Below are 16,753 nucleotides of genomic sequence, written 5' to 3'. Positions count from 1 at the left end.
GCGAGGCGCTCAGGCGGCAGCGGGTGCCGCCGGTTCCCTGCGCGCGTTCAGCAGCACCAGCGAGATCGACAGCGACAGCATGATGCCGTAGTAGGTGTGGGCGAAGTTCACGTTGGTCAGGCTCGCGCTCATGTGCATGAACAGCACGCCCGCGAGTTGCCAGCGGGCCTCGGCGGCCTGGCGCTCCAGCCGGCGCACCGCCAGCGCCAGCCCGCCGATCCATGCCAGCACGGCCGCCACCCCCAGCAAGCCGTGGTCCATCGCCGCGTGCAGGTACTGGTTGTGGACGTGGCCCAGGCTCAGGATCATCGGCGACTGGGTCTTCTCGCCCAGCGCCTTGATGCGCCGCTTGCGCTCTTCGCCGCCGATGCCGATCAGCGGTGAACTCTCGAAGCCGCGCACAGCCATCTGCCAGAGGTAGATGCGGGCGCCGACCGAGCTGTTGGCGCCGTCGCCGGGCTTGTGGGCCTCGGCGGCCAGCTCGAATTCGTGCGCGGCCTGCGTGATGCGCTGCGTCGAGGTCTGGATCACGTGCGGCAGCAGCGTTCCGGCTGCCACCAGCACCACCGCGAGCGCGATGCCCAGCCCCACGCCGTGGCGCGTGACGCTGCGGCGCCGCAGGATCGCGACGCCGTAGAACAGCACCGCCCAGAGCACCACGCCATAGGCGCCGCGCGTCTGCGACAGCACCACCGCGACCATGCCGACCAGGGCTGCCACCATCCACGGAAGGCGCATCCGCAGCGGCCGCGTCGCATCCAGCGTCCGGGGCAGCAGCACGCAGACCATGAAGCCCACGGCCACGGCCCAGGGGATGACGTTGGTGGGATAGCTGTCGCGGTCGTCGCCCTTCCAGGCCGCCAGCCCGGCCGCGGCGACGCAGCCCAGCGACAGCGCGTGCGCCAGGATGTCGCGGAAGTTCTCGCCGAAGCGGAAGCGTCGCACCATCCCCAGCGTGGCGGCGGCCGCCAGCATCAGGCGGATCGGTGCATGCAGTTCATCCCAGGGATCGCCCCAGATGGCAGTGGCCAGGGTCTCGAAGGCCAGGCCAATCCCGCAGGCGATCAGCCAGGTCCGGGCGGCGCTGTCCTCACCTGGCGCGATGTCGATGCGCGGCCGGCGCAGCGCCGCCCAGGCCCCGAACACGCAGAAGAAGACCCAGCCGGCGCCCGCCGTCTTGGTCGACAGCGGTGCGATGGCCATGGTGGCCAGCACCAGCCACAGCCCCCACGGCGGTTCCGGCTGGAGCCGGTTCGCGATGGACGCCATGCTCAGAAGGGCGCGTCGTCGGCCTCGGCCGACGTTGCCGATGCCACGGCAGGTGCGGCCGGCTCGGCCACGGCCGCCGTGAAGGCCGCCTCGCCGCCCAGCGCTTCGAGCAGCGCGGGCACCATTTCACCGAGTTCGCCCGTGGCGATCGCGGCGTCGGCGTCGAAGTTGTCTTCCTTCTTGCCGTCCTGGGCTGCGTCGGTGCCTTCGATGAACACGATCTTGCGCAGCTGCATGGTCTCGCTGAGCTCGAAGGACACGCGGTCTTCCCAGGTCATGGCCAGCCGCGTCGGGCGCTTGCCGTCGGCGATGTGCTGGCGCACTTCCTCGATGTCCAGCGCATGCTTGGCGTAGCGCACCACCGACTTCGATTCATCGGTGGCCTTGAGCTCGCATTCGCGGTCGATGGTGAAGCCGGGGGGCGCTTCCTGGCTCGAGAGCCAGTTCGACATCGCGGTGGCCGGCTCGATCTGGGTGTTGATCTGCGTCACGGCGAAGCCTTCGAGCGCCTTGACCAGGCTGGTCACGATCTCGTCGGCGCGCGCCGCGTTGCTGGCATTGATCACCAGGCGGCGTTCCTTGGGGTCGATCCAGACCGCCACGCGGGCATGGCGGGTGAAGGCCATCGGCAGCAGTTCGTGCGTGATGTCTTCCTTGAGATCGCGCTTTTCCTTCTTGCCGGGCTTGCGGCCGGTGGTGGCCTCGATCTGCGCGCAGCGCTCGTCGACCTTGCGCCGCACCACCGAACCCGGCAGCGTCTTGGCCTCGATCATGAACTCGAGCAGCCACTGGCCGCCCACCGATTCGACCAGCGGTCCGTGCTCCTGGCCGCGGGGTTCGGTCCAGCCGGCCGACTTTTCCTGGGAGGGGGCGCAGGGCACGAAACGCTGTTCGGCCAGGGCGTTCTCGGCGTCGGTGAGCGACGGCGACCAGGGCGCTTCGATGCGATAGACGATGACGTTCTTGAATACGGACACTGAAACCTTCCTGGGGACTGATTGGCAAAACCGGCCATTGTGGGGGTGCCGGCTTCGGCCTCCATCGTAAAATCGAAAGCTTTTGCGACTTTCCGTTGCTTCAAAAGGACAAACAACATGAGCGTGCTCCCCCCCTCGCTGGATGACCGTGACGGCAAGATCTGGATGGACGGCCAATTGGTGGAATGGCGCGATGCCAAGATCCACGTGCTCAGCCACACCCTGCACTACGGCTGCGGCGCGTTCGAAGGCGTGCGTGCCTACAAGACCGTCGGCGGCACCGCGATCTTCCGCCTGCAGGAGCACACCGACCGGCTGTTCAACAGCGCCAAGATCCTGCGCATGAAGCTGCCCTTCACCAAGGAAGAGCTCAACGAGGCGCAGCTGCAGGTGGTGCGCGAGAACAAGCTCGAGAGCTGCTACCTGCGCCCGCTGGTCTGGATCGGCTCCGAGAAGCTGGGCGTGAACCCGCGCGGCAACACCATCCACGCGATGGTCGCAGCCTGGGCCTGGGGCGCCTACCTGGGCGAAGAGGGCATGAAGCGCGGCATCCGCGTGAAGACCTCGAGCTACACCCGCCACCACGTGAACATCACGATGACGCAGGCCAAGGCGGTCAGCAACTACAGCAACTCGATCCTGGCCAACATGGAAGCGCTGGACGACGGCTACGACGAGGCCCTGCTGCTCGACGCCAGCGGTTTCGTGTCCGAAGGTGCCGGCGAGAACGTGTTCGTGGTCAAGGACGGCGTGGTCTACACGCCCGACCTGTCGGCCGGCGCGCTCAACGGCATCACGCGCAACACCATCCTGCACATCTGCAAGGACCTGGGGATCGAGCTGGTGCAGAAGCGCATCACGCGCGACGAGGTCTACATCGCCGACGAGGCCTTCTTCACCGGCACGGCGGCCGAAGTCACGCCGATCCGCGAGCTCGACCGGGTCGAGATCGGCATCGGCTCGCGCGGCCCCGTCACCGAGAAGATCCAGGCGGCCTTCTTCGACATCGTGAACGGCAAGAATCCCAAGTACGCCCACTGGCTCACGAAAGTCTGAACATGGCCACCCAAGCTGTCGTCGAACTGCTCGCCACCGACCTGAACCACCAGGGCGGCGTCTTCTGCCCCAACCCCAAGGCCGACATGAAGCTCTGGAGCGGGCACCCCAAGGTCTACCTCGACGTGGCCCGCAACGGGGAAGCCAAGTGCCCGTACTGCGGCACCGTCTATCGCCTCAAAGCCGGCGAAACGGTGGCCCACGGCCACTGATCCGGTCCATCGCGTGACCCAGGCGCCTGCCGCAAGGCCCACGCTGACCATCGGCGTGCTCGCCAAGAACGAGGCGCATCGCATCGAGGCCTGCCTGCGCAGCGCCGCGTTCGCCGACCAGCTGCTGGTGATCGACAGCGGCAGCACCGACGCCACGGTCGCGCGTTCGCAGGCTGCGGGCGCCATCGTGGTGGACTACCCCGACTGGCAGGGCTTCGGCGTGCAGCGCAGCCGGCTGCTCGAACACGCCACCGGCGACTTCGTGTTCTTCCTCGACGCCGACGAGATCGTCACGCCCGTGCTGCAGGCGCAGATCGAGGCCGCGGTGCGCTCCAACGAGGCCGCGGTCTGGCGCGTCTGCTGGCGCATGGTGGCCTATGGGCACGAACTCAAGGCCTACCGTGCGGGCAAGGGTCCGGAGCGGCTGTTCCGGCGCGACATGCTCTCGGGCTACACCGGCGTGGTGCACGAAGAGGCGGTGTTCAGGCCCGGCTTTGCCGATGCGCCGCGCCATGTGCTGCGCGGCAAGCTGCTGCACCACTCGCGCGAGACGGTGCGTGGCAGCCTGGAAAAGCTCACCCAGTACGCGATGCTCGGGGCCGCCAAGCGGGCCGCGCTGGGCAAGCGCGGCGGGGTGCTTCGCGGCATGGCCGGCGGCACCGCGATGTTCCTGCGGCTCTACGTGTTCCGGCTCGGCTTCCTGTGCGGTGGCGCCGGTTTCCTGTACTGCTACTTCGTGGCGCTCGAGGCCTTCTTCCGCTACGCCGCGCTGCACTACGACCGCGCATCGCTGAGCAGCCAGGTCGGCCGCTAGGCTCGGATCTCAGTCAGCCGCGCGCATCGGCAGTTCGAGCACGAAGCTCGCGCCGCCGCCGGGCCGGTCTTCGCAATGCACGGTGCCGCCGTGGCGCTCGACGATCGACTTGACCAGCGCCAGGCCCAGGCCCACGCCGCCGTCGCGCTCGCTCGCGCCCGGCAACCGGTAGAAGGGTTCGAAGATCCGTTCACGCAAGGCCGGCGGCACACCCGGCCCGCGGTCGTTCACGCGCAGGCTCGCCTGGTCGCCATGCACCGCGAGCTGCAGGCTGATCTCGCCCGCGCCGTAGCGGCGCGCGTTCTCCAGCAGGTTGCGGATCGCCCGGCGCAGCAGGCGCGGCACACCGCGCACCTCCAGCGCCGCGCTGTCGGTGCCCTCGGCCAGGTCGAGCTCGGCCGTGGTGCGCGCGCATTCCTCGGCCGCCAAGCCCAGCAGGTCGACCGTCTCGACGGTGCCCATGTCGGCCTCGCTCGCATCGAGCCGGCTCGCCAGCAGGATTTCGTCGATCAGCTGGTCGAGTTCGCCGATGTTGCGCGAGATCTCGTCGCGTGCGGCAGGGCTGGCGCGTTCGCCGATCAGCTCCAGGCCCATGCGGATGCGGGTGAGCGGCGAGCGCAGTTCGTGCGAGGCATTGGCCAGCAGCGACTTGTGCGAGCGCACCAGCGTCTCGACCCGGGCCGCGGCGGCATTGAAGCGCTTCGACAGATCGGCCACTTCGTCCTTGCCGTCTTCGGGCACGCGCGCCGACAGGTCGCCTTCGCCCCAGCGTTGCACGCCGCGCTGCAGGGTCTCGAGCCGCTGCGTCAGGCGCCGCACGATCGGGAACAGACCGATCGCCACCGCCAGGCCGACCAGTCCCAGCAGCCAGAAGAATCCTTGCGGCCGAGACCAAGGCGGCGGGCCGCCCGCACGGTTCTGGCGCGGCCCGAACTGCATCTGGAAGTTCTGGCCGTCCTTGAGCGTGATGCTGAACTCCAGCCCTTCGCCCGGCCGGTTGGTGCGCAGCGACTGGCCGGTGCCGATCACCCGGTCCTGTTCGTCGCGCAGCACCACCTCGCGTGGCAGCGGTGCGCTGCGCTGCTCGTCGGCCATCTGCCAGGCCCAACCCGCGGCCAGCGTCACCACGGCCACGCCGGCCAGCACGGCCAGCCAGATGCGCACGTAGAGGTGGCGGGTGAAGAGCCGGATCATGGTCGTGGCAGCCTTCGCGTCAGTCCTGCTGCTTGGCGAACACGTAGCCCACGCCGCGCACCGTGAGGATGCGCTTGGGGTTCTTCGCGTCGACCTCGATCGCGGCCCGGATGCGGCCCATGTGCACGTCGATCGAGCGGTCGAAGGCCTCGAGTTCGCGGCCGCGCACGGCTTCCATGATCTGGTCGCGCGTGAGCACGCGGCCCGCGCGTTCGGCCATCGCGACCAGCAGGTCGAACTGGTAGGAGGTGAGGTCGGCCAGCACGCCGCCGACGGTCACGCTGCGCGCGTTGCGGTCGATCTCGAGCGTGCCGAAGCGCACCACCTCGGTCGCGGTCGCCTCGCTGGCGTTGTCGCTGCGCCGGCGCAGCACCGCGCGGATGCGCGCCAGCAGCTCGCGCGGCTCGAAGGGCTTGGGCAGGTAGTCGTCGGCACCGATCTCCAGGCCGATGATGCGGTCCATCGGATCGCCCTTGGCGGTGAGCATGAGGATCGACACCTTGGCCAGCGCGCCCGGCAGCGCCCGGATGCGGCGGCAGACCTCGAGCCCGTCGATGTCGGGCAGCATCAGGTCGAGGATCACCAGGTCGGGCGCATGCTCCTGCAACTGCGCCAGGCCGGCGCCGCCGTCCGCCGCGTGCCTGACGCCGAAACCCGATTGCGCCAGGTATTCGCTCACCATCTGCGCGAGGCGGGCGTCGTCTTCGATCATCAGGATCTGGGGTGTGCTCATGACAGCCATGATGTTCCGGTGCCGGCAAGCCGGCTTGAACGCTCCGTAAAGTTAAAGTAAACATGCTCACTCCCCGGTAGCGCGCACTCCGTGCCGCTTCGCCAACCCCCTGCCGGGGCACCGGTAACGGCCCGGCTAGGCCGGTTCCGCGCGGGTCCTGGAAGGGGACGATGGCGCGTCGAACAGCATGGCCGTCCCGGCGTTGGGACTGGTCTGCCTGTGCGGGGCGAGCAGGGCGCGCAGCGCGCTGTCGTCGATCGTCGGGTCGCAGGCCAGCGCGCGATCGCGGATCTCCTGCGCGAGCTGGTGCAGCTGGGCCACCGCGCCCTGGATGCGGGCCTTGAAGGCGGCGTCGTCGAGCGTGTCGTTCATGCTCCGGTTGAGCTCGGCGAACCAGGGCAACGAGGCCTGGTCGAGCATCACGGCCGCGTTGTGCTTGCCGCTGGCGGCCGACCAGGCGCGCATCAGCGCCTGCACTTCGATGTTGAGCGCCTGCGAGTGCTGCAGTTCGTCCTTGAGGCTGCCCAGCAGCGCCAGGTCGGTGAGCCGGTCGTGGAAGAAGATCTGCGCGAGCACGCCCCAGTAGTAGGTGTAGTCCCAGATCACCTTGACCGGCAGCACCTCGGGGTCGCCGAACAGCCCGTACTGGTCCTGGTAGAGCGCGAGCGTGCTCTCGTAGAACGAGTGGTAGAGCTGGTCGTAGAGCTGCGCGCGCGCGCTCAGCGAATGGCCGGCGCGGTCGTGGCCGATCAGGTCGGTGATGTAGGTGTTGCCGATGGCGATGAAGTCGCTGCCGGGCGAATAGAAGGGGTCGAGGAACAGGCCTGCCTCGCCCGTGAGCGCCCAGCGCCGCTCCGAGAACACCTGCTTGCAGCCGTACGAGAAGTTCTTGAAGAACGCGAAGTCCTGCAGCAGATGGCGCTTGCCGTCGAGTTCGTCGAACAGCCGTGGCTGGTAGCGCGCGAACCAGGCCATGGCCTTGTCGAAGCTGTCCATGGTGTCGAGCGGGTGGTACTTTGGGTCGGCCACGATGCCCACCGAATGCGAGCCCGAGGCCAGCGGGATCAGCCAGACCCAGTAGCCTGCGCCCACCAGGTGGTTGGTCGAGAGCCAGCGCGCCTGCGGCGTGCAGCGTGCGCGCCATTCGGGGTCGTCGCTCCAGTCGTCGAGCGTGATGCGATCGCTGATGCGGAACCACACGGCGTTGGCGTCGTGCGCGTTGGGCTCGGCCAGACCCAGCTTGCGCTTGAGCATGCCGGCGCGGCCGCAGGCGTCGATCAGCCAGCGGGCGGCGATGGTGTGGGTCTCGCCGTCGCGCGTCCAGCGCAGCGTGTGCGGCGTCTGCGTGTCCTCGGCCAGATCGATGCCGCGCACCAGCGCATGGTCGATGAACTTCACGCCGCGCCGTGCGGCCTCCTCGGCCAGGTAGTTCTCGAAGATGCCGCGGTCGATCTGGTAGCTGGGCACCGCCAGGTAGCGGCTGGCGCCGATCTCGGTCACCTGGTCGATGTCGCGCCGCCCCTCGCTGAAGAAGAAGCGGAAGCCGAACTTGCGCAACTGTGCGTCCTGCATGTGCGGCTTCAGGCCCAGCACCGTGTCGAAGTAGCGCGCGCCGATCTCCACCGACGACTCGCCCACCTTGTGTGCCGCATGGGGCACTGGGTGGGTCCGGCGTTCGAGCACCAGCACGTCGATGTCGGCAAAGCGCTGCTTAAGCTGCAGCGCCAGCGTGAGGCCGGCCAGGCCTCCGCCCATGATCACCACGTCGTGTTGTTGCGGCTGCTGCGAGCCGTTCGGCGTGGCGTTCATGGTCAGCCCTGCTGTCGAAGCTGCAGTTGCAGCGAGAGTTGCGCCGAGAGCGGCATCGAGACGGTTTCCGGGCGGCCGCCGGCCAGTGACTCGAACAGGGGCAGCGCATCGGCGATCGCATTGGCGCCGAGCGCCTGCGCCGCCTCGGAGCGCGGCGCCGCCAGCGCCGAGGGGCCGGTGGCCAGCGACCAGTCGAAGGCGGCCACCGTGCGCTCGGTGCGCGCGGGCGCGATCACCAGCGCCACCGCGAGCAGGCCGCGGCTGGTGGTCACCGAGGACAACGCGCCGACGGCGGGCATGTCGTAGCCCACCAGCAGCACGGCCTGGTCGTCGGCCGCGCACTGGGCCGAGGCTTCGAGCAGCGCCGAGGCGAAGGTGGCCTCGAAGGCCGAGACCGAGTTGCTCGCTTCCATGCAGCCGGTGCCGATGGTCCAGTAGCCCACCGCGGCGTTGTGCACCGAGTTGTGGAACTTGATCGGCGAGAGCATCGTCGGGTCAGCCGCCAGCGTGCCGCACATGTAGTCGTTGATGCCCAGGTCGCCGTGCGCCGAGGCGAACACGCAGGGCAGGTCCTTGGCTTCGCGCCCGGACGCGGCCACGGCCTGCGCCGCGACTTCGAGCGCCAGCGCCACGGTGTCGGGCGCGCGCCGGCGCTCGGCCGGTGCCAGCACCTGCGGCGCGGGCCGCTTGGCCGGCGGGTCGACCGGCGCGCCGGTGCCGGTGAAGGCCGCGCGGGCGATGTCCCAACCGGGCAGGGTGGGGGCCCAGAAGGCCGGGCCTTCGAGGTAGAGGGTGGGCGTGCTCATGCGGCGGCTCCCTTGCCGAAGATCAGCGCGCAGTTGTTGCCGCCGAAGCCGAAGGAATTGGACAGGGCGTACTTCACCGCGCCGCGCGCGGGCTGCAGCTTGATCTGCGGGCCGCAGTCGGTGTCGAGCACGGTGGTGTTCACGGTGCCCGGCATCAGGCCGGTCTCCAGTGCCAGCAGGCTGATGGCCGCCTCGACGATGCCTGCGGCGCCCAGCGTGTGGCCGGTGAAGCCCTTGGTCGAGCTCGCGTGGGTGCTCTCGGGGAAACGCCGCGTGATCAGCGCGCCTTCCACTTCGTCGTTCTTGGTGCTGGCCGTGCCGTGCATGTTGATGTAGTCGATGTCGTCGGTGCCGAGGCCGGAACGTGCCAGCGCGTCGTCGAGCGCGCGCTCGGCACCTGCGCCCTGCGGGTGCGGCGTCGACATGTGGTGGGCGTCGCTGGCTTCGCCGTAGCCCAGCAGGTAGAGCGCATCGGCGGACGATGCGTCGACCGGTGCACGTTCGACCAGCGCGAAGCCCGCGGCCTCGCCCAGGCTGATGCCGTCGCGCGCCGCGTCGAAGGGGCGGCAGGGCTGGGGCGACACCAGCTCCAGCGAGTTGAAGCCGTAGAGCACGCTGCCGCACAGCGTGTCGACGCCGCCGACCACGGCCGCGTCGACCAGGCCCAGGCGGATCAGCCGCTCGGCCGAGGCGAAGGCCTTGCCACTCGACGAGCAGGCGGTCGAGATGGTCTCGGACGGGCCCTCGAGCCCCAGCGCGGCCTGCACGAACATGGACAGCGAATGCGGCGTGTGGACCAGCGGGCGCTGCTGCGCGGGCGGGAACGTGCCGTCGGCCGTCAGCGCGGTATAGGCGTCTTCGGTCTCGCCGATGCTGGAGGTCGAGGTGCCGAGGATCACGGCCACGCGCGACGGGCCGTACTTGGCGCGGGCCGCGGCCACGGCCTCGGCGAAGCCGTCGGCCTGCAGGCCCAGCCAGGCCAGGCGGTTGTTGCGGCAGTCCCAGGCGGCCAGGGACTCGGGCAGTCTCAGTTCTTCGAGGCCGTCGACCCGGCCGATCCAGGTCGGCAGGCGCTGGCCGCTGGCCGGCAGTGCACCGAAATCGTTGGGCCGCAGCCCGCTGCGCGAGTTTTCGAGGGCGTCGAGCAGCGGCGTCTTGCCGACGCCGACGGCCGACGTCGCGGTGTACGCGCTGATCTGGAGGGGAGGGATGCGGGACGGCACGGTGGTGGGCTGGAAAGTGGCGAAGCGTGAACGATGCCACAGACTAGCAGCGGCCGGGTCGCCACCGCGTCGGCCAACGCCCCGTGCCCTGCGTGTCGGTGCCTCAACCGCCGTCGCCGACCCGCTGCCAGCGCGCGGCCAGGGCTACGAGCACCAGCACCGGCAGGCCCAGCGCCGCGGTCGCGACGAAGAAGGGCGCGTAGCCGTAGGCATCGACGAAGACGCCCGAATAGCCGGCCAGGAACTTGGGCAGCAGCAGCATCAGCGAGCTGAACAGCGCGTACTGCGTGGCCGAGTAGCTGATGTTGGTCAGGCTCGACAGGTAGGCGATGAAGGCGGCCGAGGCGATGCCGCCCGCGAGGTTGTCGGCCGACACCACGAAGACCAGCAGCCCGAGGTCGTGGCCGCGCATCGCCAGCCAGGCGAACAGCAGGTTGCTGCCCGCGCTGAGCACCGCGCCCAGCATCAGCACGCGCATCACGCCGAAGCGCATCGACAGCACGCCGCCGACGAAGGCGCCGACCAGCGTCATCACCACGCCGTAGATCTTGCTGACCGTGGCGACTTCGTCCTTGGTGAAGCCCATGTCCACGTAGAAGGGGTTGGCCATGATGCCCATCACCACGTCGCTGATGCGGTAGATCGCGATCAGCGAGAGGATCAGCGCGGCCTGCCACCTGTAGCGGCGGATGAAATCGGCGAAGGGCTCGATCAGCACGCTGTGCAGCCACTCGGCCGTGTTGCGGGCGGGCGGCAGCACGCGCCGGGCCGGCTCGGCCGACACCAGCACCGTCAGCATGCCCACGGCCATCGAGGCGGCCATGACGAAATAGGCGACGCGCCAGGCGCCGTTCTGGTAGCCGGCGGTGGCGGCCTCCGCCACCGACATTTCGGCCCAGGCCGCGATCCACAGCACGCCCGCGCCGGCCCAGATCATCGCCATGCGGTAGCCGGTCTGGTAGGCCGCGGCCAGCGCCGCCTGCTTGCGCGTCTCGGCCGATTCGATGCGGAAGGCGTCGAGCGCGATGTCCTGCGTGGCCGAGCCGAAGGCCACCAGCAGCGCGCACCACACCAGCGGCCGCAGCCCGGCGCGCGGATCGGCCATGGCCATGCCCACGAGGCCCGCGATCACCAGCACCTGCGCCAGCAGCAGCCAGCTGCGGCGCCGGCCCATGAGCCGGGTGAAGAGCGGGATCGGCAGCCGGTCGACCAGCGGCGCCCAGGCCCACTTGAAGGCATAGACCAGCCCGACCCAGCTCAGGTAGCCGATGTCGGTGCGCGCCACGCCGGCCTCGCGCAGCCGGAAGCTCAGCGTGCCCAGCACCAGCAGCAAGGGGAGCCCGGCGGAGAAGCCCAGCGCCAGCATGCGCAGCGTCGCGGGTTCGAGGTAGACCCGCAGCGAGTCGCGCCAGGACAGCGGTGCCTCGGGGGGTGCGGTGGAGGAAGCTTCGGCGGCCGTGGGTGGGGACATTGAGGGGGCGATCGGAATGGCTGCTTATTATTCCCGCATGTGTTCACGCTGCGAGTTTCTTCTGGGTCCCTGGCACGGCCGTCGCGCCTTTTTGCGGCTGGCCGGGGCCGGCGCCGCCGTATCGGCCGCGTCGGCCGTGCCGGCGCTGGCGCAGGTCGACGTGGGCGGCGCGTCGGTGGCGCGCAACCTGGTGCCGGCCGACACCATCGAGCAGGCCGGCGTGCAGCAGTACGGCGAGCTGCTGGCCAAGGCCAAGGCCCAGGGCGCGCTGGCACCCGACGGCCATCCGCAGCTGCAGCGCCTGCGCACGATCGCCGCGCGTCTGATCCCCTTCGTCGGCAGCTGGAACCCGCGGGCCGCGCAATGGAAGTGGCAGATCAACCTGATCGGCAGCAAGCAGATCAACGCCTTCTGCCTGCCCGGCGGCAAGATCGCCTTCTACACCGGCATCCTCGACCAGCTCAAGCTCAGCGACGACGAGGTCGCGATGGTGATGGGCCACGAGATGGCCCACGCGCTGCGCGAGCATGCCCGCGCCCGCATGGCCAAGAGCGCGGGCACGGGCGCGGCGCTGTCGATCGCCTCGCAGCTGTTCGGCCTGGGCGAGGTGGGCAACATGGTGGCGAAGGCCGGGACGCAGCTGCTCACCCTCAAGTTCAGCCGGGGCGACGAGACCGACGCCGACCTGGTCGGCCTCGAGCTCGCGGCACGCGCGGGCTACGACCCGCGGGCCTCGGTGTCGCTGTGGACCAAGATGGCCGCGGCCTCGAAGAACGAGGGCGGCCTGAACTTCCTCTCCACCCACCCCAGCGGCACCGACCGCATCCGGATCCTCGAAGCCAACGTGCCCAAGGTCGACGGACTGTACCGGGCGGCCAAGCGCGGCTGAACGACGCTGGGCTCGGCCTCAGCCCGCGGCCAGGTGCTCCCAGAGGATGGCCGTGCCGATGCCGAACAGCACCACGCCGCCGAAGATCTCGGCGCGCTTGCCGGCCACCGCGCCCAGCACCCGGCCCACCATCACGCCCAGCGTCACCATGAGGAAGGTGGTGAAGCCGATGGCAGCGGCCACCGGCAGGATGTCGACATTCAGGAAGGCCAGTCCCACGCCGACCGCCATCGCGTCGATGCTGGTGGCGAAGCCGGTCACGGCCAGCAGCCAGAAGCCGTGGCGGGTCGGCTTCTCGGGTTCCACGGCCTCCGGTGCAGCGAAGCCGGCCCACACCATGCGCAGGCCCAGCACGCCCAGCAGCACGAAGGCGATCCAGTGGTCCCAGGCTTTCACGTAATTGGCGGCGCTCAGGGCCAGGGCCCAGCCGGCGATGGGCGTCAGCGCCTCGATCACGCCGAAGATCGCGCCGGTGCGAAGGGCTTCGCTCCAGCGGGGTTTTTGAAGCGCAGTGCCTTTGCCGACGGCCGCGGCAAAGGCGTCGGTGGACATCGCCAGCGAGAGCAGCGAGATGGAAACAAAATTCATCGGGGGTCTTTTCCCGGCCGGGCGAACGCAACGGCGCGCCACCACTGCCCGACCTGTTGTCGTGCTGACGCGCCGATGGTCTCGCCAACCCGAAAGGTTGCCGGCGCCACAGCCCGCGAGGCGGGCCGAGTGTGTTGACGCAGGCGCTTCCACCAGGAGGCGGAAGCCGGCTACTCCCCATAGGAGAGCTGCGAGTCTAAGGCCTGGTCACGGCCGAGACGGAGATGGCCTTGGTGAAGCGGGGCCACCCCGCCGGGCGAAGACGCCTCAGGCCTCTGCCGCCGCCGCCTCGTCCGCGATCCATTGCTCGAAACAGCGCACCCGTTGCGGCACCGGCCGATCGGCGCGCCAGGCCATGAAGTACCCCCCTTGCGTGGGGACGCGCAGATCGAAGGGTGCCACCAGCCGGCCGCTCGCCAGGTCATCGCGTACGAAGGCAAGCAGGCCCACCATGACCCCCAACTCTTCGGCGGCAGCCTGATAGGCCATGGCGGCATTCTCGAATTTCAGGCCACGGTTGATGTCGATGTCGCGCGCGTTCGCGGCCTCCAGCCACACCGGCCAGTCCTGCGGCCGATTCAGCGAACTCAGCAGCGCGTGGTGCGCGAGGTCGGAGGGCCGAGCCAGAGGCGGGTCGCGTCGCAGCAGCGCCGGTGCGCACACCGGAAGCAGCGTTTCGCGGAACAGCAGCCGGTAGCCGGGGCCCTCGGGCGGCACCGCTTCGGAATGGATGCTCACGTCCACGTCGTCGCGCGTGAAGTCCGTGGGTTTGTGCGACGTCGTGATCTGGACGTCGATGCGCGGATACAGCGCATGGAAGCGCGCCAGCCGCGGGATCAGCCAGCGAATGGCAAAGGTGGGCGGCAGCTTGATGCGCAGCAGCCATTCGTCGGGACTTTGCTGCAGCTGGCGCGTCCCGTGTTCGATCTGGTCGAAGGCCATCCGCATGCTCGCGTAGTAGCTCTGGCCCGCGGGCGTGAGCCGGATGCCATGGTGTTCGCGATCGAACAACGTCACTTTCAGCCAGGCTTCGAGCGCGGAGACGTGCCGGCTGACGGCCCCCTGGGTGACGAACAGTTCCTGCGCGGCCCGCGTGAAATTGCCGCAGCGGGCGGCGGTCTCGAAAGCGCGCAGGGCGTTCAGGGGCGGGAGTCGGCGTGTCATTGGGCTGAATTTAACTCATGGCTCCATGCGTTAATTGTGATTGCTGCATGGCTTCTTCAGGCTCTAGCATGCGCTCTATAAGTACAGGAGACACGCAATGATGATGAAGAAAATGCATGCCTTGGTCGTGGCTGCGGTGATGCTGGGAGCGCAGGCCACCGGCTTTGCCCAGGACGCGGCAACGACCTACCCCAACCAGCCCATCAAGCTCATGGTGCCGTGGCCCCCGGGCGGCGGCGTGGACACCACCGCGCGCATCCTGTCCGACATGCTCGGCCACCGGCTGGGCCGGCCGCTGGTGATCGACAACCGCGGCGGCGCCGGAGGCAACATCGGCACCGAGGTCGCGGCGCGCCAGAAGGCCGACGGCTACAACCTGCTGATGTCCTCGATCAGCCCGAACGCGGTCAACATCAGCCTCTACGGCAAGCTGGGTTTCGATCCGGTGGAGGATTTCGAGCCGATCATCTACGTCTCGGCCGTTCCCAACATCCTCGTGGTACCGGCCGATTCGCCGTTCAAGACCGCGCAGGACGTGATCGATGCGGCGCGCGCCAACCCGGGCAAGCTCAACTACGCTTCCGGCGGGATCGGTTCGTCGCAGCACCTGGCGGCGGTGCAGTTCTCGGTCGCGGCCAAGATCGACATCGTGCATGTGCCCTACAAGGGCACCGCGCCCGCCGAGTCCGACCTTGCCGCAGGCCATGTCTCGCTCATGCTCGACACCACCACCTGCCTTCCGTTCATCGCGGGCGGCAAGATGCGCGCACTCGCGGTGGCATCGAAGAAGCGCAATCCGGCGCTGCCCGACGTCCCCACCTTCGACGAAGTCGGGCTGCCCGGCGTTTACGCGTCGTCGTGGTACGGCCTGTCGGCGCCGGCGGGCACCCCCAAACCCATCATCGCCAAGCTCAATGCCGAGGCCAATGCGGTCCTCCAGTCGCCGGAGTTCCAGAAGCGGATGCTGGCCTTCGGCGCCGAGGTCGGCGGCGGTACGCCCGAGGACTACGGACGCTTCATGGCCAGCGAAACCAGGCGCTACGCGGAGATCGTCCGGATCTCCGGCGTAAAGCTCGACTGATTCCTTTCCAACGACCGCCCCACGCCCCATGCAGTCCGTGACCTCCGCCACCCCCACCCCCCGCACGCTCTTCGACAAGATCTGGGCGCAGCACGTCGTCACGCAGCGCGACGACGGCCAGAGCCTGCTCTACATCGACCGCCATCTGGTGCAGGACGGCTCCGCGCCGGCCTTCGAAATGCTGCGCCAGCGTGGCCTGCCGGTGCGCAGGCCGGAGCGCGCCTTCGCCACGCCCGACCACTACGTGCCGACGAACTCGCGGGTGCTGGCCGACATCGACGATGCCGAGAAGCGGGCCATGGCCCAGGCCTTGCGCGACGACAGCCTGTCGGCAGGCATCCGCTTCATCGGCATCGAGGACATCCGCCAGGGCATCGTGCACGTGGTCGGGCCGGAACAGGGGTTGAGCCTTCCGGGCAGCGTGATCGTCTGCGGCGACAGCCACACCGCCACGCACGGCGCCTTCGGTGCGCTGGCCTTCGGCGTCGGCGCCTCCGAGGTGGCCCATGTGCTGGCCACGCAGACGCTGTGGCAGCGCAAGCCAGGCACGCTGCGCGTGACCATCGACGGTCGCCTGGCGGACGGCGTCGGCGCCAAGGACATCATCCTGGCCGTGATTGCCCGCATCGGTGCCGCCGGCGGCACCGGCCACGTCATCGAGTACGCGGGCGAGACCATCCGCGCGCTCTCGATGGCCGGGCGCATGACGGTGTGCAACATGACGATCGAGGCCGGCGCGCGCGCGGGCATGGTGGCCCCCGACGACACCACCTTCGAATGGCTGGCCGGACGGCCGAGCGCGCCGCAAGGCGCCGCGTGGGACCAGGCGGTGGCGCAATGGCGTCGCTTGCCGAGCGATGCGGGCGCCGTCTTCGACAAGGAGGTTCGGCTGCACGCCGACGAGATCGTCCCCATGGTCACCTGGGGCAACAGCCCCGAGGAGGCCTTGCCCATCACGGGCCGCGTGCCCGATCCGTCTGCCGCCGCGAGCGGCGAGCGGCGCGAGTCGATGCTGCGCACGCTGGCCTACATGGGCCTGCGCCCGGGCCAGGCGCTGACCGACCTGAGCGTGGACCGCGTGTTCATCGGCTCCTGCACCAACGGCCGCATCGAGGACATGCGCAGCGCGGCCGAGGTGCTGCGCGGCCGCCGCGTGGCCGCCGGCGTGGAAGCCTGGGTGGTCCCCGGCTCCGGGCTGGTGAAGCAGCAGGCCGAGGCCGAGGGCCTCGACACGGTGTTCCGCGAGGCCGGGCTGCAATGGCGGCACGCAGGCTGCTCGATGTGCCTGGGCACCAACGGCGACCAGGTGCCCGCGGGCCAACGCTGCGCCTCGACCTCCAACCGCAATTTCGTCGGCCGCCAGGGCCCGGGCTCGCGCACCCATCTGATGAGCCCGGCGATGGCCGCTGCCGCCGCCGTCACCGGCCGTTTGACCGACGTGCGCAGCCTGCCGCCCGCGCGTTGAAA

Annotated in this window: 16 protein-coding genes; 6 read left to right on the top strand and 10 right to left on the bottom strand. The window is 69.5% G+C overall.

Annotation, left to right across the window (positions count from 1 at the left end; genetic code table 11):
- Positions 1–9: 9 nt before the first annotated feature.
- Both K0H49_RS18560 and K0H49_RS18555 read right to left on the bottom strand, forming a co-directional pair.
- On the bottom strand, positions 10–1,269 hold the full coding sequence (locus tag K0H49_RS18560; RefSeq protein WP_219215640.1) for an O-antigen ligase family protein: 1,260 nt from the start codon (positions 1,267–1,269) through the stop codon (positions 10–12).
- Between the two features lie 2 nt (positions 1,270–1,271).
- Complete coding sequence (locus K0H49_RS18555) at positions 1,272–2,246, bottom strand: recombination-associated protein RdgC (RefSeq protein WP_219215639.1); 975 nt, start codon at positions 2,244–2,246, stop codon at positions 1,272–1,274.
- Between the two features lie 117 nt (positions 2,247–2,363).
- Between K0H49_RS18555 and K0H49_RS18550 the strand changes: the two genes are divergently transcribed.
- Genes K0H49_RS18550 through K0H49_RS18540 form a run of 3 tightly spaced genes read left to right on the top strand, consistent with a single transcriptional unit; the run spans position 2,364 to position 4,328 of the window.
- Positions 2,364–3,302 (top strand): branched-chain amino acid transaminase, encoded by a 939-nt coding sequence (locus K0H49_RS18550; RefSeq protein ID WP_219215637.1) that lies wholly within the window; start codon positions 2,364–2,366, stop codon positions 3,300–3,302.
- Between the two features lie 2 nt (positions 3,303–3,304).
- The gene (locus K0H49_RS18545) at positions 3,305–3,514 is read left to right on the top strand and encodes a zinc-finger domain-containing protein (protein ID WP_183029072.1); all 210 of its coding nucleotides are present in this window, start codon (positions 3,305–3,307) and stop codon (positions 3,512–3,514) included.
- A 13-nt stretch (positions 3,515–3,527) separates the two neighbouring features.
- On the top strand, positions 3,528–4,328 hold the full coding sequence (locus K0H49_RS18540; RefSeq protein ID WP_219215635.1) for a glycosyltransferase family 2 protein: 801 nt from the start codon (positions 3,528–3,530) through the stop codon (positions 4,326–4,328).
- A gap of 9 nt (positions 4,329–4,337) precedes the next feature.
- Here K0H49_RS18540 and K0H49_RS18535 read toward each other — a convergent pair whose 3' ends face one another.
- The 6 genes from K0H49_RS18535 to K0H49_RS18510 form a co-directional block, all read right to left on the bottom strand.
- Positions 4,338–5,522 (bottom strand): ATP-binding protein, encoded by a 1,185-nt coding sequence (locus K0H49_RS18535; protein WP_219215633.1) that lies wholly within the window; start codon positions 5,520–5,522, stop codon positions 4,338–4,340.
- A gap of 19 nt (positions 5,523–5,541) precedes the next feature.
- Positions 5,542–6,264: a response regulator gene (locus K0H49_RS18530; RefSeq protein WP_219215630.1), complete on the bottom strand. Its 723-nt coding sequence runs from the start codon at positions 6,262–6,264 to the stop codon at positions 5,542–5,544.
- Between the two features lie 126 nt (positions 6,265–6,390).
- Positions 6,391–8,064, bottom strand: a complete 1,674-nt coding sequence (locus K0H49_RS18525; protein WP_219215628.1) for an NAD(P)/FAD-dependent oxidoreductase — start codon at positions 8,062–8,064, stop codon at positions 6,391–6,393.
- Positions 8,065–8,066: 2 nt separating this feature from the next.
- The gene (locus K0H49_RS18520; RefSeq protein ID WP_219215626.1) at positions 8,067–8,870 is read right to left on the bottom strand and encodes a beta-ketoacyl synthase chain length factor; all 804 of its coding nucleotides are present in this window, start codon (positions 8,868–8,870) and stop codon (positions 8,067–8,069) included.
- Positions 8,867–10,093, bottom strand: a complete 1,227-nt coding sequence (locus tag K0H49_RS18515) for a beta-ketoacyl-[acyl-carrier-protein] synthase family protein (RefSeq protein ID WP_219215624.1) — start codon at positions 10,091–10,093, stop codon at positions 8,867–8,869. Before K0H49_RS18515 ends, K0H49_RS18520 begins: the two co-directional genes overlap by 4 nt.
- 103 nt (positions 10,094–10,196) lie before the next feature.
- Positions 10,197–11,564: an AmpG family muropeptide MFS transporter gene (locus K0H49_RS18510; protein ID WP_219215622.1), complete on the bottom strand. Its 1,368-nt coding sequence runs from the start codon at positions 11,562–11,564 to the stop codon at positions 10,197–10,199.
- A 37-nt stretch (positions 11,565–11,601) separates the two neighbouring features.
- Here K0H49_RS18510 and K0H49_RS18505 point away from each other — a divergent pair, with 37 nt between their 5' ends.
- On the top strand, positions 11,602–12,453 hold the full coding sequence (locus tag K0H49_RS18505; RefSeq protein WP_219215620.1) for a M48 family metallopeptidase: 852 nt from the start codon (positions 11,602–11,604) through the stop codon (positions 12,451–12,453).
- A gap of 18 nt (positions 12,454–12,471) precedes the next feature.
- On the opposite strand, the gene mntP is transcribed toward K0H49_RS18505, so the two are convergent.
- Together mntP and gcvA are read right to left on the bottom strand one after the other, a co-directional pair.
- Positions 12,472–13,041 carry a manganese efflux pump MntP gene (gene mntP / locus K0H49_RS18500; protein WP_219215618.1) on the bottom strand — a complete coding sequence of 190 codons (570 nt, stop codon included), beginning with the start codon at positions 13,039–13,041 and terminating at the stop codon, positions 12,472–12,474.
- Positions 13,042–13,308: 267 nt separating this feature from the next.
- Positions 13,309–14,205: a transcriptional regulator GcvA gene (gene gcvA / locus K0H49_RS18495; RefSeq protein ID WP_219215616.1), complete on the bottom strand. Its 897-nt coding sequence runs from the start codon at positions 14,203–14,205 to the stop codon at positions 13,309–13,311.
- A gap of 97 nt (positions 14,206–14,302) precedes the next feature.
- Between gcvA and K0H49_RS18490 the strand changes: the two genes are divergently transcribed.
- Positions 14,303–15,286, top strand: a complete 984-nt coding sequence (locus K0H49_RS18490) for a Bug family tripartite tricarboxylate transporter substrate binding protein (RefSeq protein WP_219215614.1) — start codon at positions 14,303–14,305, stop codon at positions 15,284–15,286.
- A 37-nt stretch (positions 15,287–15,323) separates the two neighbouring features.
- The gene (gene leuC / locus K0H49_RS18485; protein WP_374122379.1) at positions 15,324–16,751 is read left to right on the top strand and encodes a 3-isopropylmalate dehydratase large subunit; all 1,428 of its coding nucleotides are present in this window, start codon (positions 15,324–15,326) and stop codon (positions 16,749–16,751) included.
- Positions 16,752–16,753: the final 2 nt, after the last annotated feature.

Source organism: Variovorax boronicumulans (assembly GCF_019352895.1).
In the GTDB taxonomy this organism is placed as follows: domain Bacteria; phylum Pseudomonadota; class Gammaproteobacteria; order Burkholderiales; family Burkholderiaceae_C; genus Variovorax; species Variovorax boronicumulans_A.
This window is presented reverse-complemented; position numbering and strand designations above follow the sequence as displayed.